Origin of the sequence: Achromobacter sp. MYb9 (assembly GCF_002975275.1) — a bacterium.
Taxonomy (GTDB): Bacteria; Pseudomonadota; Gammaproteobacteria; order Burkholderiales; family Burkholderiaceae_B; genus Achromobacter.
Map to the genome: position 1 here is coordinate 1 of NZ_PCOQ01000029.1, position 14,517 is coordinate 14,517.

The following is a 14,517-nucleotide window of genomic DNA, read 5'->3' on the forward strand; positions in this document are numbered from 1 at the left end:
GCCTCGCGAAATAGACCACGCGGCCGTCGATGCAGGCATAGCGACGCAGTTCGGCCACCGGCGACGAAACGGGGATCCGCAGCGATTCCGCGGATTCCTGGCCGGCTTCGATGACGTTCAGCACCTGGCGCGCTTCCGTGATGCGGGCGCCGTAGAACTGGTCCAGCACGGGCGCGACGGTGCTTTTCTGGATGCGGGCGCGGTGCTTGCGGAACAGGCCGCTTTCCAGGAAAACCTCGCTATAGCAAAAGGGGCCCGCGTCGGTGGTGTGCACGCGCCGCAGGTACTGGAAGCTGCCGCCGCGGTCCGCGCCGCAAGGCATGCCCAGCGTGTCCGGCAGGGGGGAATCGGCGCTGGATTCCACCAGCGACACGGTGCCCAGCTGATTGCTCAGTTCCACCGTTTCGGCCCAGGTCTTGGGGATCAGCAGGGTCGGGGTTTCAGGCAGTTCGGCATTGACGAACGTGCCCGACCCGCGCGACCGCCGGATCAGCCCGTCTTGCTCCAGCAGGCCGAACGCCTGCCGGATGGTCGCCCGCGAAATGCCATAGGTTTCCATCAGCGATTCCAGCGGCGGGATCTGCTGGCCCGGCCGCCACGTGCGGTTCTGGATGTGGCTGCGGAACAGCGCCGCCGCTTGCAGATAAAGCGGCTGGGGGCTGTGCGAGAAAAGCTTGCGGGCGGACATGGTCAGGGGGCAGGCGGCGGTGAAGAATCCGAGAGCATAGCCTCCGCCATGTCGCGCAGGCGGTGCTTCTGTATCTTTACCGAGTTGGCGCTTTCCACCGACGGGAACGCGTCCAGGACGGTGAAGCCCGCAGGCGCCTTGAAGCCGGCCATGGCGGCTTTGCAGGCGGCCGTCCAGCCCTCGGGGTCGGCCGTGGCGCCTTCCTGCAGCAGCACGAATGCGTAGGGCACGGTCTTGCCTTGGCGCATGGCGCCCACCACCTGGCAGGCGCGCACGCCGGGCAGGGTCTCGACCACCTGTTCGATTTCAACCGGGTTCACCAGGAAGCCGGACAGCCGCAGGGAATCGCCCATGCGCGTCTGGAACACGAACTGGCGTGGCGTCAGCGTATAGCCCAGGTCGCCGGTCTTGAAATAGCCGTCGTCCGTGACGGCGTTGCGAGTGGCCTCGGGGTTGTCCAGATAGCCTTGCATCAGGCTGGGCGACAGGATCTCGATTTCGCCGGACTCGCCGTGCGGCAGCACCTGCCCCGATTCGGGGTCGCGGGCGCGCACGCGGGCTTCGGGGTAGACCAGCGTGCCGCCGGGCTGGTGCCGCGCCGACACGTCGCCGTCGGCGGGGTCGCGCGGCTGGCCTGCCACCAGCGCGATCAGCTCGCTGGACCCGTACAGGCCTGTCAGCGGCACGTCGGCCTCGCGGGCCAGATCCAGCATGTTGTCCAGCGCGGGCGTGAAGCTGGCGAAGCCGAACAGGCGCGCCGAGGCGAAGGCGCCCGGCGGCGCGGCCTGCATCATGCCCACCAGCGCCTCGTTGTTGGCGTAGGTGTGCGTGACGGCGTAGCGGGCCACGGCCTCGGCCGACTGTGCCGCGTTGAACACCGGCGCGCAGACGACGGGCACCCCTTGGGCCAGGCCGCCCACCAGTGTCGCAAAGCCGAATGCGCCGCAAAACGGCGCGCTGGCCAGCACGCAGCTGCCGTCGTCGTAGCCGAATGCCTGCGCCACCGCCGCGCCGTGGCGCAACAGGGTCTGCTGGTCATGCAGGACGAACTTTGGTTTGGAGGTGGTGCCCGACGTGGTGAAGCACAGCACGCCCGCGTTGCCGTGCGCGGCAGGCGCCGGGGCGGTCGTGGCCAGCACGTCCACGTAGCGGTGCGCCGGTTTGCCGGCGATGGTGGCGGGGGCAGGTTCATCCGCCTCGGTCAGCGCCACCACGCCTTGCAGGCGCGTCAATTGGCCGGGGTCGACGCCATCAAGGATGCCTTGGAAATCGATGCCCTTGAATCCGGGCCAGAACACCAGCCAGTCTGCTTGTCCGCGGCCCAGGATGTCGGCCACTTCCAACGCCCGGAAACGCGTGTTGACGGCCAGCACCAGGGCGCCCAGGTGCGCGCAGGCCAGAAACGATTCCACCCAGGCGGCGCCGTTGGGCAACCAGACCGCCACGCGGTGGCCGGGCTGCACGCCGATGCGGGCCAGCCCGGCCGCCAGTGCCCGGCTGCGCGCACGCAGTTGCGCGGCGCTGATCCGTTGGTCCTGGTCGATCAACAGGGTGGCGTCGGGGCGGCGCGCGGCCAGCCCGTCCAGATGGCCGGAGAATGTCGAGATCGGCATGTTCATGGCTTACACCGTGGCGATCGGCGTCACGGGGGAGCCCACGGCGCCGGGCATGCGCAAGGGCGGGGCGGTCAGCAGGAAGCGGTTGCGTCCCTGCGCATGCAGCCAATCGGCCAGGTCCTTCAAATACCAGAGTTCCGCCAGCGGCACGCCCAGCTTGAACAGGCAATGGTGATGCAGCGGCAGGATCGAATGGCCGGGGCCGGACGTGCGCGCCGGGTAGGATTCCACCGCATAGTTGTCCGCGCACAGGGCGGCCACGCCGCTGGCCGTGATCCAGGCCAGCAGGGCGGCGTCTGCGCCGTCCAGCACGGCGCCGGTCTGTTCAAGCGCGTGCGGGTCCGGCTGGCCATTCATGGCGACGAGGCTTTCGGCGAAACCCGTGCGCAGCACCAGCATGTCGCCAGGCTCGACGACTACGTTCTGGTCGCGCATCGCGGCCTGCAATTGCTCGTGGCCCACCAGCGTGCGGCCGGTGCCGAATGCCCGCGCCAGGTCTACCAGCACGCCGCGGCCCTGCATGCCCTTTTCAGCATAGCGGCTGACGCTGAGCTTGCGGGCGTACGAGCCGCCCGGCGGGCAGCAGGCATCACTGGAGGGGTCCGGGTCGGCGCCGCCGAATACGTCCACGCCGGCCGCGTAGCCGTTGTAGTAGACGCGGCGGGGCTCGCCGTCGCCCTGGATGTCGAACAGGGCGCCCACGTGGCACAGGCCGTCCCATTGCGTGGAGTACTGCATGGACAGGGTCACCTGGTCGTCCGACAGCACGTCGACGGCGTCGGGCTGCACCTGGGACATCGCAAAGTTCAGATAGGGCGTGCCTTCGCGGAACGTCGGCTTGAGCGTGGGCGCATGCCGGCGCGGATTCAGCACATTGCCCCCCGGCAGGTCCAGTGGAAGCGACAGGCAGAACACCTTGCCCGCGCGCACTTCGCGCACCGCCTGCAGCACCTTTTCTTCCGTCAGCAGGTTCAACCGGCCAAGTTCGTCATCCGGCCCGAAGTCGCCCCAGGTGGATCCTTCAGGGCGTTGCGTCCAGCGTTTCATTTGCTTGTCTCCTATCCGTTTTCTGTGTTTTTATAACTATAGTACGTATTTACGTACTTTGAGTATCCTCGAAAGCCTTAAGAAGAAATCCGCAATCAGCGGGTTCGATAGGAGACAAATCCATGACGCAATCCGTGCATCCGCGCGCCGCGCGGCGCTGGCTGGCCGCTGCCGCCCTGGCCGCCGCGACGTTGCCCGCGGCCCATGCCGCCGGCTATCCCGACCATCCCGTCACCGTCGTCGTGCCGTATCCGCCGGGCGGCGGCGCGGACATGTTTGGCCGCGCCATCGCCAATGCCTTGCAGCCCGGCCTGAAGCAGACCGTGCTGGTGGAAAACAAGCCGGGCGCGGGTGGCAACATCGGCATGGCCTACGTGGCCCGCGCCAAGGCGGACGGCTACACGCTGGGCCTGGGCACGATCGGCACGCAAACCATCAACCCGTTCCTCTACAGCAACATGCCGTTCGATCCCGAACGCGATCTGGTGCCGATCGCGCTGGTGTCCACGACGCCCAACGTGATCGCCGTCAGCGCCAAGTCGCCGTACAAGACGGTGGCTGACGTCATCAAGGCGGCCAAGCAATCGCCGGACAAGAAACTGACCTACGCGTCGCCGGGCATTGGCTCGTCGGTCCATCTGACGGGCGCGTATTTCGAGTCCATGGCGGGGGTGACGATGCTGCATGTGCCGTTCAAGGGCACGTCGGCATCCTTGCCGGCCGTGGCCGGCGGCCAGGTGGACCTGCTGTTCGATAACCTGCCGGGCGCGCTGGCGCAGATCAAGGACGGCGGTCTGGTGCGCGGCGTGGCGGTCACCTCCGGCCAGCGCGACCCTTCGGTGCCGAATCTGCCCACCGTCGCCGAATCCGGCCTGCCGGGTTTCGACGTCACGGCCTGGTTCGCCCTGTACGCCCCGCGCGATACGCCGGCGCCGGTGGTCAAGCAATTGATCGACGCGGCACGCAGCGGCTTGCAAAGTCCCGCCGTGGCGACCCAGTTCGCCACCATGGGCGCTAAACCCGGTACGCTTTTCGGCAGCGACCTGGCCGCCTTCGAACGCGACGAACGCAAGAAATGGGGCGGTCTCATCAAGGAAAAAGGAATCACCGCGCAATGAACACCCCCATCGCACTGGTCACCGGCGGCAGCCGGGGCATCGGCCGCGCCATCGTGGCGCGGCTGCTTCAGGACGGCTATCAGGTCGTCAATTTCAGCCGCCGGCCGCCCGACGAGGCGCTGCCCGGCGAAACGTTCCGTTCGGTCGACCTGGGCGATGCGGCCGCGACCCGCCAGGCGGCCCGCGAGCTGGCGGCCGAGCGGCCCGTGCTGCATCTGGTCAACAACGCCGGGATGATCCAGGTTGCCAACATTGATGAGGTGTCGGAAGAAGACCTGCTGCGCACCATGGCCTTGAACCTCACGGCGCCCGTGCTGCTGTTGCAGGCGTTGTTGCCCGGCATGCGTCAGGCAGGCTATGGCCGGGTGGTCAACATCGGCAGCCGTGCCGCGCTGGGCAAAGGCGGACGGACGGCCTACGGGGCGTCCAAGGCCGGGCTGGCCGGCATGACGCGCACCTGGGCGCTGGAGCTGGCGGCCGACGGGATCACCGTGAACACCGTGTCGCCGGGGCCGATCGCGACCGAACTGTTCAATCAGTCGAATCCGCCGGGCCAGCCCAAGACGCTGGCGCTGGAAGCGTCCATCCCCGTGGGCCGCGTCGGGCGGCCGGAAGAGGTGGCGCACGGCGTCGCCATGTTCCTGGACCCGCGCGCGGGCTTCATCACGGGGCAGTTGCTGTACGTGTGCGGCGGCATATCCGTGGGACTGGCCGGCTAAAGGCCACCATCCAGCCGCAATGTCCGCATTCCGCGATCAAACTCATGCCCTGCGTGCGGGACGCCTGGGGATGGCCGCATTCCGGGCAAGGGGTGTCGGTGATCGGCATGTCAGGCTCGCGTGTCCGGCCGGTCGTGGAACCGCCCTACATGGCGCTCGACCGCCTTGCGCGGCATTTTTCCGGCGCTTTGCAGCGCGCCGGCCCTTTCTTCGCGCAGGCGCCGCAGCACTTCGGTGGGGGTTACGCCGAAATGCGCCGCGAATTTACGCTGGAACGTGCGCCGCGACATATGGCAGGCATCCGCCATGTCGTCCACCGACCAGCGTGCCGACAGACGGGCTTCGATTTTTTCAACCAGATCGCGGAACGGCGCGGCCACGCGATCCTGCAGGCGCAGCGTCTGGCTGTATTGGCGCTGGTCGCCGTCGCGGCGCATGAAGACGACCAGCCGGCGCGCCACTTGCTGTGCCAGCGCCGCGCCGTGGTCGCGTTCGATCAGCGCCAAGGCCAGGTCGATGCCCGCGGTGACGCCCGCGGAGGTCCAGTACTTGCCGCTTTCGATGAAAATGCGGTCGTCCTGCACGCGCAGGGTGGGGTACCGCTGGCGCAGCCGGTCCGCCGAGCGCCAATGCGTGGTGACGGCCAGGCCGTGGAGCAGGTCTGCCGCGGCCAGGATGAACGCGCCGGTGCAGACGCTGCACGTGCGCGCCGCGCCAGCGTCGCGGCGGCGCAACCAGGCGCGCGTTTCCCCGTGGGCGCTGGCGCGGTCGACACCCGGGCCGCCCGGCACCAGCAGCATGTCGATCGGGGCGTCGCCATCGTCTTCGAAGGTGCCGTCCACCTGTATGCGCAACCCTTGCTCCCAGGTGCTGACGACGGGGGTGGCAGCGATGGTGTTCAACTGGTAGAGGGGCTTTCCCGCCTCTTCGTTGGCGGAACTGAATGCCTGCCAGGGGCCGGCCAGGTCCAGCGGCTGGAAGCCGTCGAACAGCATGAACAGCACGCGCCGTGGCGCGTTTTCCGGCATTTGTGGCGCAACGGAGCGGGCGCGTCCGCCTATGCTGGGCACTGGCGTTCTTGAGGGAGCATCGTCATGCATGTGAATTTTCTCTTGTTCGAAGGGCTGACCCAGCTGGATATGACCGGTCCCTATGAGGTTCTGGCGAATGCGCCGGGCTTCACCGTGGATTTTGTCGCAAAAACGCGCGATCCGGTGCGTTGCGACCGCGGATTGCAATTCGTGCCCACCCAGACACTGGCTTCCGCGCCGCCCTGCGATCTGCTTGTCGTGCCGGGCGGGCCGGGCACGGATGATGCCATTGTCGACCCCGAGTGGGTGGCGTTCACGCGGCGGCAGGGCTTGGGCGCGCAGTATCTGTTCGGCATTTGCACGGGGTCGCTGCTGTTGGGCGCGGCGGGCCTCTTGCGCGGCAAGCGGGCGTCCAGCCATTGGCGGGCGCGCGAACTGCTCTCGTATTTTGGCGCCACGCCCAGCGAAGAACGCCTGTGCGTGGACGGCAACCTCTATACCGCGGGCGGCGTGACGTCGGGCATCGACATGGGGCTGAAAGTGGTGGCGGCGCTATGTGGCGACGACGTGGCCAAGCTGATCCAGTTGCAGATCGAATACGACCCCAAGCCGCCGTTTCCCGGCGGCACGCCCAAAACGTCGGAGCCGGCCGTGGTCGAGCGCTACCTGGAGCGGTCGCAGGCGCGCTTCGAGCGGCGGCGGGCCGCGGTGGAGCAGGCCGCGGCGGCCATGCCGTAGGCCGCGCCGCGCTACTTGCCCAGGTGATCCAGCGGCAGCGGGCTTTGGGGCTTGACGGTCTGGATGGCGAAATTGCTGCGGATGTCCTTCACGCCAGGCAGCTTCAGAAGCGTGCCCAACAGAAAGCGTTCGTAGCCGCGCAGGTCCGGCACCACGACTTGCAACAGGAAGTCGGACTCGCCGGACACCAGATGCGCGGCGATCACTTCCGGCAGCGCGCTGACCTCCTTGCGAAACTGTTCGGCGTCGCGTTCGTGGTGCCGTTCCACCTTGACGCCGACGAACACGGTCAGGCCCAGACCGACTTCGTCCGGCGCCAGCCGGGCTTCGTAGCCCTGGATCACGCCGGCTTCTTCCAGCATGCGCACGCGGCGCAGGCACGGCGAGGGCGACAGGCCGATCTGTTCGGCAAGCTCGACATTGGTCAGGCGGCCGTTCTGCTGCAATGCCTCGAGAATGCGCCTGTCATAGGCGTCCAGCACGTGTTTTGGCATGGATTCGGAAAAATGAGTGGTGTGTAAGTTGAATATGCCAATCATGGTAGCGGGATTGGCATGAATCGCAAGCACATGCCAGCCCGATTTTCCTAGAATGATCGCCTTGACGAGCATGCGTGGGAGCGCGGTGATGGCCGATATGGCGATGTTTCTTGGGGCGTTGCTGATTGTCTACGTGGTGCCTGGACCGGACATGATCCTGTTGCTGGAAACCGGGCTGTTGCGTGGCCGCGGACAGGCCTTGGCGGTGGCCGTCGGGCTGGCCATCGCGCGCGCCGCCCATGTGACGCTGGCAGCGCTGGGGCTGGCTGCCTTGTTCAAGACCCACCCCTGGGCGTTCGACGCCGCGCGCACGGTGGGCGGCGTTTATCTGATGTGGTTGGGCGTGCGGCTGCTGCGCGCCGGACCCGTCGCATTCGACGCCGCCGGCCAGGAGCCGCCGCGTGGAGCCGGCTGGGGCGGCGCGCTGCTTGCCGGCGTGCTGACCAACGTGCTCAACCCCAAGGCGTTGCTGTTCTGCTCGGTGCTGCTGCCGCAGTTCGTGTCGCCGGCCCACGGGCCGATCGGCCCGCAGTTCGCGTTGCTGGGCGTCATCCTGGTCAGTCTCGGGTTGGCGTTCGACGTCGTGTGCGCGTTGGCGGGCGGAGCGGTGGGGCGCTGGATGTCGTCCAGCCCGCGCGCACAGAAGGTGCAGAGCGTGGTCTTCGGCACCGCGCTGATTGGCTTCGGCTTGCGGCTGACCTTCGCGCAACGCCCTGCCTGAAGCGAATAGGGGCGGTGCTTGCCAGCATGAACAAAGGGCCTGACGCGTCGCCGCGCCAGGCCCTTTTCCAAAGCGGCCAGGCCGCTTACTTGCCGAACGCGTAGGCGTCTTCGTCCAGGTCTTCTTCCTTGACGGCAGGCGGCGTGGCGCCGTCCTGCAACATTTCCGCCGGCGTCATGCCCTTGGTCAATTCCAGGGCCTGGCGCTCGAACAGGCGCCGGTACAGGCCGCCCTTCAAGCGGATCAGCGCATCGTGGCTGCCTTCTTCGATGATGCGGCCACGATCCATCACCAACAGGCGGTCCAGCGCGCGGACGGTCGACAGGCGGTGCGCCACCACCAGCGTGGTGCGGCCTTCCATCAGCCGGTCCATGGCTTGCTGGATCAGCACTTCGCTTTCACTGTCCAGGCTGGAGGTCGCCTCGTCCAGGATCAGGATGGGCGAATCCGCCAGGAACGCCCGCGCGATGGCCACGCGCTGGCGTTCGCCGCCCGACAACTTCACGCCGCGTTCACCCACCAGCGTGTCGTAGCCCTTGGGCAGCGACATGATGAAGTCGTGCGCGCTGGCCAGCCTGGCCGCTTGCTCGATCTGGGCCTGGGTGGCGCCCGGCCGCGCGTAGGCGATGTTCTCCGCCAGCGTGCGGTGGAACAGCACCGGATCCTGCTGCACGATGGCGATCTGGCTGCGCAGCGACGCCTGCTTCACCCGGGCAATATCCTGCCCGTCGATGGTGATGCGGCCGTCGTTCACGTCATACAGGCGCTGGATCAGCTTGATGAACGTGGTTTTGCCCGAACCCGAATGGCCCACCAGCCCGACGCGTTCGCCCGGCGCGATGCGCGCGGAGAATTTGTCGTACAGCGCGGTGTTGTGCGAACCATAACGGAAGGTCACGTCTTCGAAGCGGATTTCGCCGGCGGTGATCCGGATCGCGCCTGCGCCGGGCTGGTCGGACACGCCGAGAGGCTGGCGTTCCATCGCCACCAGTTCCTCCATGTCGTTGACCGAGCGCTGCAGGTTGCGGATGTGCATGCCCACGTCGCGCAGATAGCCTTGCAGCACGAAGAACATCGTCAACGTGAAGGTGATGTCGCCCACGGTCGCCTGGTTGCGCGACCACAGCAGCAGCGACGCACCCAGGATGGCCGCTTGCATCGTCACCAGCATCGCGCCCTGGATACCGCCGTTCAGCGTGGCGCGCACCCAGGTGCGCCGCGTGCGGTTGCGCCATTTGTTGACCACGCGGTCCAGCCGGACTTCCTCGCGCGTTTCCGCGCCGAAGGCCTTGACGACCGCGTTGCAGCTGACGGCGTCGGCCAGCGCGCCGCCCATGCGGGTATCCCAGGCGTTGCCCAGGCGCGCGGCCGGCGCCACGAAGCCGAGCGACAGCGCCGCGGTGACGGCGATGTACAGCACCGAACCCAGGCCCACCACCAGCCCCATCAGCGGCCAGTGCGCGCCCAGCAACGCCGTGGCGCCCACCAGCATCACGATGGACGGCAGCAGGGCGACCAGCAGCGTGTCGTTCAGGATGTCGACGGCCCACATGCCGCGCGTGATCTTGCGCACCGTGGATCCGGCGAAGCTGTTGGCATGCCAGTCGGTGGAAAAGCGCTGCACGCGGTAGAAGGCGTTGGACACAATGCCGTTCATCATCTTCAACGTGAAGGTGATGATGTTCTGGAACACGGCCTGGCGCAGCAGGGTGCCGCCCACGCCTAGCGCCACCAGCAGCCAGAAGGCCGTGATGGCGGCGTTCCACGCCAGGTCGTTGCCGCTTGAGCCCGAAGCGACGGCGTCGACCAGCCGGCCCGCGTACATCGGGGTCAGGATATCGGCCACGGCCGACAGCAGCGCCAGCAGCACGATGACAAGCGTGCGCCAGGGTTGCAGGCCCCAGTGGCGGAAGGTAAAGCCCAGGACATCCTTAAAGGCCTGTCCTCGAAAGTCTATTTTTTTTCTAGCCATAACAATGGCCCGGCGGCACAAGACACGCCAGGATGTCCTTGTGAGGAAAGAGGGGATAACAAGCCGGATGCCCAAGGCACCGGCGACTGCGTTCAGGAGTTTGGAGCGGGCACGGAGGACCAGTCGCCAGGTAACGGTCTAGCGATGGATCCGCGCGGGCGACGACTTAATGGCGTCGCGGGGACACGCGCGGGACGGCGTTGAGCATGGGGTGAGTCATCATGCAGCCTCCCTGTCGGTGATTTGAGTGGACGAAAAAAGGAAATGAGCAAAGGCCCGTATTGCTGATTCTATAGAAGTGATGTAGGCGAATCAACGGGGGCGGCGCCCACGCCATGCCGAGTGTGGGTTTTTTTCAACTTGGCATTCGGCGCATCACGCCGACGTGAACAGGTCCGCGGGCAGTTGCGCGACGGCCTCGTAAGTCAGGCGGATGTGGGCCGCCAGCAGCGTGCAGGCCTGGTCGGCATCGCGCGCCAACGTGGCGTCAAGAATGCCCTGATGCTCATCGTGCAGATCGCGCGCGATGGGCTTGCGCGTGACCGTCAGGCGGCGGTAGCGCTCGGCCTGTTGATACAGGATGCCCAGGAAGTGGTGCATCCAGCGCGACGGACAGGCGCTGATCAATTCGCGGTGGAACTCGCGGTTGCGCTGCTCCCATTCTTCGAAGCGGGCCTCGGGATCGGCCGCCAGGCGCTGTTCCGCTTTGCTGAGGCGATGGAAGGCGCCCAGCACCGCGCTTTCCCAGGTGTCGTCGCCCACGGCGATCGACTGGCGCAACGCTTCGGTTTCCAGCAACACCCGGTTTTCGGTGATGTCGCGGAAGTCGTCCAGTGAAATGGGGGTGACGTGAAAGCCGCGCTGTCCCTGCGCGATGACCAGCGCATCGGACACCAGCAGCGCCAGCGCTTCACGCAGCGTGCCCGCGCCCACGCCGTAGTCGTCCTTCAGGTGTTCGACGCGCAGGCGCGAACCCGGCGGATGCTTGCCCTGGATGATGTCGCGTCGCAGGTTGACATAGGCCGTGCCCACCAGCGTGTTGGCCGAGGCGGTATGGGCAAGCGAGGGGAGCGGGGTTCCATCTGACATGAAGAACACTGTAGCACTACGCTGAAAAAATCTCGATAAAAATTGTTGACTTCGAGATTTGTGCTGCCTATCGTAGAAAAAAGCGCCGCCATCCTGCGGAAAAATTCCCCCGGCACCGGCCGGCGGCAGGCGCACCAGGAGACAAGCAGTGATACGGCTACACGACATCCGGTACGTCCGGCTGGGCACCCGTGATCTGGACGCCGCGGTGCGCTACGCGACCACGGTGCTGGGGCTGGAGCTGGCCCGCAAGGAACATGGGGCGGCGTACTTCAAGTCCGACTCCCGCGACCACACCCTTTGCTATTTCGAAGGCGATCCGCGCGACCATACGGCCGCGTTCGAGGTGGATTCGCCGGAAGAGCTGGAGCGCGCCGGCGCCGTGCTGGAACGCAGCGGTTATCGGGTGGCCGCCGGGCGCCGTGAAGACGCCGAGCAGCGCTATGTGCGCGATTTCCTGCAATTCACCGACCCGTCCGGCAACCGCATCGAACTGGTGCTGGCGCCGCACCACAGCGGCCGGCGGTATTTCCCTGGCCGCGACGCCGGCGTCACGGGGTTCTCGCACATCGGGTTGCGCACCCTGGACCCGCGGCGCGATGAAGCCTTCTGGACGGGGTTGCTATCCGCCCGCGTCAGTGACCGTATCGGCGAGGCGCCACTGCTGCGCATCGATGAAGTCCATCACAAGATCGCGCTGTTCCCGTCGACGTATCCGGGCGTGCAGCACATCAACCATCAGGTCGAGAGCATCGACGACATCATGCGCGCCTGGTATCAGCTGCGCGAATGGAACGTGCCGATCCGCTTCGGCCCCGGCCGCCATCCGACCTCGGGCGCGATGTTCCTGTACTTCGACGGCCCGGACGGAATGATCTACGAATACTCCACCGGCGTGCGGCTGATCAGCGCCGAAGAGGAAAAGACCCACCGGCCGCGCAGCTTCCCGGCGGTGCCGTCGTCGTTCTGCATGTGGGGCGCCAAGCCCGATATCCCGGAGTTCAAGACATGAGCGCCGTGCGCAAGGACGCCAGCGGCGGGCAGGAGGCGCTGGTGCGCGTCGCCGCGCGCGCGCTGGCGCGGGCCAATCTGGTCCACGCCTACGGGCATTGCAGCAGCCGGCTGGATGCGGGCCATTTCCTGGTGTGCGCGGCGCGGCCCATGGGGCTGATCACGCCGGGCGAGGCGGGCACGGTGGTGCCGGTGCACGAAGAGTTGCCCGACGGCGTGCTGGGCGAAGTGCGCATCCATCAGCACATCTATCGCTTGCGCCCCGATGTCGGGGGCGTGGTGCGTTCCATGCCGCCCACGGTGATGACCCTGTCTTCGGCGCGCCTCACGCCCGCGCCACGCCACGGCATGGGCGCTTATTTCTCGCCCGCCGTGCCGCTGTGGGACGACCCCCAGCTGGTGCGCACCGATGCGCAGGCGCGTGGGGTGGCCCAGACGCTGGGCGCCGCCAGCGCGATCGCGATGCGCGGCAACGGCGCCGTGGTGGCGGCCGAGTCGTTGATGCATGCCACCGTGCTGACCTGGTATCTGGAAGACGCCGCCCGCATCGAGTGGCAACTGCGCGCCGCGGGGCTGGCCGATGGCGCGCCCGTGCTGTCGCCCGAAGAGGCCGCTGTCCGCGCGGTAGGCACGGGACGCATCTATGAACGCATGTGGGAATTCCTGACCGCCGGCGACCCCGAGGGCGCGCTGGCCGACCTGTCACAACCGAGAGCGCAATGACCGATTTCCGCAATTTCATCGACGGCCGTTGGGTCGAAACGGGAAAGACCTTTGATAACCGCGATCCGGTCGACAACCGGCTCATCGGGCGGGTGCACGAGGCGGGCGACGCGGAAGTCGACGCCGCGGCGCGGGCGGCCAAGGCGGCGCTACGCGGTCCTTGGGGCCAGCTGAAAACCCAGCAGCGGGTGGAACTGCTGCATGCGGTGGCCGACGGCATCACCCGCCGCTTCGATGATTTCGTCGACGCCGAGATCGCCGACACCGGCAAGCCATACGACCTGGCCAGCCATCTGGACATTCCGCGCGGCGCGGCCAATTTCAAGATCTTCGCGGACCTGATCCGCAATGTTCCCAACGAAACCTTTGACCTGGAAACGCCTGACGGCGGCCATGCGCTGAACTACGGCATGCGCGTGCCGCGCGGGGTCATCGGGGTGATCTGTCCGTGGAATCTGCCGTTGCTGCTGATGACCTGGAAGGTCGGGCCGGCGCTGGCCTGCGGCAATACGGTCGTGGTCAAGCCGTCCGAAGACACGCCGGGCACCGCCACCTTGCTGGGCGAAGTCATGAACGATGTCGGGGTGCCGGCCGGCGTCTACAACGTGGTCCACGGTTTCGGGCCAGGCTCGGCAGGCGAAAAGCTCAGCCGCCATCCCTTGGTGGATGGCATCACGTTCACCGGCGAGACCCGCACGGGTGAAGCCATCATGCAGGCGGCGGCGGTGGGCGTGCGGCCAGTGTCGTTCGAACTGGGCGGCAAGAACGCGGGCATCGTATTCGCGGACGCCGATTTCGACCGCGCCGTGGCGGGCATCGCCCGGGCGGCGTTCGACAACACGGGGCAGGTCTGCCTGGGCACCGAGCGCGTTTACGTGCAGCGCCCCATCTTCGAGCGTTTCGTCGCGGCGCTGGGCGCGCGGGCGCGCGGCTTCAAGCTGGGCCGACCCAAGGACCCGGGCGTGAACCTGGGGCCCCTGATTTCGCAGCGCCATCGCGACAAGGTGCTGGGCTTTTACGCCCGCGCCAAGGAAGAGGGCGCAAACGTGGTGGCGGGCGGCGGCGTGCCGGACATGCCGGACGGCCTGGCCGCCGGCGCGTGGATCCAGCCCACCGTCTGGACCGGCCTGCCGGAATCGTCGGCGGTCATCCAGCAGGAGATCTTCGGGCCGTGTTGCCACATCGCGCCGTTCGATACGGAAGAAGAAGCCATCGCCCTGGCCAACGCCACGCCCTACGGCCTGGCCGCGACCGTATGGACAAGCAATGTCGGCACGGCCCACCGGCTGGGCGCGGCGCTGGACGTGGGCATCTGCTGGATCAATTCGTGGTTCCTGCGCGACCTGCGCACGGCGTTCGGCGGCGCCAAGCAATCGGGCATCGGCCGCGAAGGCGGCGTGCATTCGCTGGAGTTCTACACCGAGCTGCGCAATGTCTGCGTGAAGCTCTGACGCGTCAAGGCAGGCGCCGCGCAGAACGGCGCCGCCGCCCAACCCCCAAGGAGA

At 67.2% G+C, this 14,517-nt stretch carries 14 protein-coding genes; 7 read left to right on the forward strand and 7 right to left on the reverse strand.

Annotated elements, in window-relative coordinates:
- From CQ050_RS27080 to CQ050_RS27090, 3 genes are all read right to left on the reverse strand, one after another.
- Window positions 1–688 (reverse strand): GntR family transcriptional regulator (locus CQ050_RS27080; RefSeq protein ID WP_105559928.1); only part of this gene is annotated, 688 nt, incomplete at its 3' end.
- A gap of 2 nt (window positions 689–690) precedes the next feature.
- Window positions 691–2,307 carry an AMP-binding protein gene (locus tag CQ050_RS27085; protein ID WP_105559929.1) on the reverse strand — a complete coding sequence of 539 codons (1,617 nt, stop codon included), beginning with the start codon at window positions 2,305–2,307 and terminating at the stop codon, window positions 691–693.
- Window positions 2,308–2,310: 3 nt separating this feature from the next.
- A complete protein-coding gene (locus CQ050_RS27090; protein ID WP_105559930.1) occupies window positions 2,311–3,351 on the reverse strand; it encodes a cyclase family protein in 1,041 nt (346 codons plus the stop codon).
- A gap of 122 nt (window positions 3,352–3,473) precedes the next feature.
- On the opposite strand from CQ050_RS27090, the gene CQ050_RS27095 reads away from it, so the two are divergent.
- Both CQ050_RS27095 and CQ050_RS27100 read left to right on the forward strand, forming a co-directional pair.
- Window positions 3,474–4,469: a tripartite tricarboxylate transporter substrate binding protein gene (locus tag CQ050_RS27095; protein ID WP_105559931.1), complete on the forward strand. Its 996-nt coding sequence runs from the start codon at window positions 3,474–3,476 to the stop codon at window positions 4,467–4,469.
- Window positions 4,466–5,188, forward strand: a complete 723-nt coding sequence (locus CQ050_RS27100; protein ID WP_105559932.1) for an SDR family NAD(P)-dependent oxidoreductase — start codon at window positions 4,466–4,468, stop codon at window positions 5,186–5,188. Before CQ050_RS27095 ends, CQ050_RS27100 begins: the two co-directional genes overlap by 4 nt.
- Before the next feature lie 110 nt (window positions 5,189–5,298).
- Here the strand turns inward: CQ050_RS27100 and CQ050_RS27105 are convergent, their stop codons facing one another.
- Window positions 5,299–6,216 carry a GlxA family transcriptional regulator gene (locus tag CQ050_RS27105; protein ID WP_105559933.1) on the reverse strand — a complete coding sequence of 306 codons (918 nt, stop codon included), beginning with the start codon at window positions 6,214–6,216 and terminating at the stop codon, window positions 5,299–5,301.
- A 66-nt stretch (window positions 6,217–6,282) separates the two neighbouring features.
- On the opposite strand from CQ050_RS27105, the gene CQ050_RS27110 reads away from it, so the two are divergent.
- On the forward strand, window positions 6,283–6,957 hold the full coding sequence (locus tag CQ050_RS27110; protein ID WP_105559934.1) for a DJ-1/PfpI family protein: 675 nt from the start codon (window positions 6,283–6,285) through the stop codon (window positions 6,955–6,957).
- Window positions 6,958–6,968: 11 nt separating this feature from the next.
- Here the strand turns inward: CQ050_RS27110 and CQ050_RS27115 are convergent, their stop codons facing one another.
- Window positions 6,969–7,451, reverse strand: a complete 483-nt coding sequence (locus CQ050_RS27115; protein WP_105559980.1) for an Lrp/AsnC family transcriptional regulator — start codon at window positions 7,449–7,451, stop codon at window positions 6,969–6,971.
- A 97-nt stretch (window positions 7,452–7,548) separates the two neighbouring features.
- Here CQ050_RS27115 and CQ050_RS27120 point away from each other — a divergent pair, with 97 nt between their 5' ends.
- On the forward strand, window positions 7,549–8,217 hold the full coding sequence (locus CQ050_RS27120; protein ID WP_233214324.1) for a LysE family translocator: 669 nt from the start codon (window positions 7,549–7,551) through the stop codon (window positions 8,215–8,217).
- Between the two features lie 85 nt (window positions 8,218–8,302).
- Here CQ050_RS27120 and CQ050_RS27125 read toward each other — a convergent pair whose 3' ends face one another.
- Window positions 8,303–10,189 (reverse strand): ABC transporter ATP-binding protein, encoded by a 1,887-nt coding sequence (locus tag CQ050_RS27125; RefSeq protein ID WP_105559936.1) that lies wholly within the window; start codon window positions 10,187–10,189, stop codon window positions 8,303–8,305.
- A gap of 375 nt (window positions 10,190–10,564) precedes the next feature.
- Window positions 10,565–11,278 carry a GntR family transcriptional regulator gene (locus CQ050_RS27130; protein ID WP_105559981.1) on the reverse strand — a complete coding sequence of 238 codons (714 nt, stop codon included), beginning with the start codon at window positions 11,276–11,278 and terminating at the stop codon, window positions 10,565–10,567.
- A gap of 148 nt (window positions 11,279–11,426) precedes the next feature.
- Here CQ050_RS27130 and CQ050_RS27135 point away from each other — a divergent pair, with 148 nt between their 5' ends.
- The 3 genes from CQ050_RS27135 to CQ050_RS27145 are packed head-to-tail and all read left to right on the forward strand — an operon-like array spanning window position 11,427 to window position 14,463.
- Window positions 11,427–12,290 carry a VOC family protein gene (locus tag CQ050_RS27135; RefSeq protein ID WP_105559937.1) on the forward strand — a complete coding sequence of 288 codons (864 nt, stop codon included), beginning with the start codon at window positions 11,427–11,429 and terminating at the stop codon, window positions 12,288–12,290.
- Complete coding sequence (locus CQ050_RS27140) at window positions 12,287–13,012, forward strand: class II aldolase/adducin family protein (RefSeq protein WP_105559938.1); 726 nt, start codon at window positions 12,287–12,289, stop codon at window positions 13,010–13,012. The genes CQ050_RS27135 and CQ050_RS27140 overlap by 4 nt, the downstream gene beginning before the upstream one ends.
- On the forward strand, window positions 13,009–14,463 hold the full coding sequence (locus CQ050_RS27145; protein WP_105559939.1) for a 2-hydroxymuconic semialdehyde dehydrogenase: 1,455 nt from the start codon (window positions 13,009–13,011) through the stop codon (window positions 14,461–14,463). The genes CQ050_RS27140 and CQ050_RS27145 overlap by 4 nt, the downstream gene beginning before the upstream one ends.
- Window positions 14,464–14,517 lie beyond the last annotated feature (54 nt).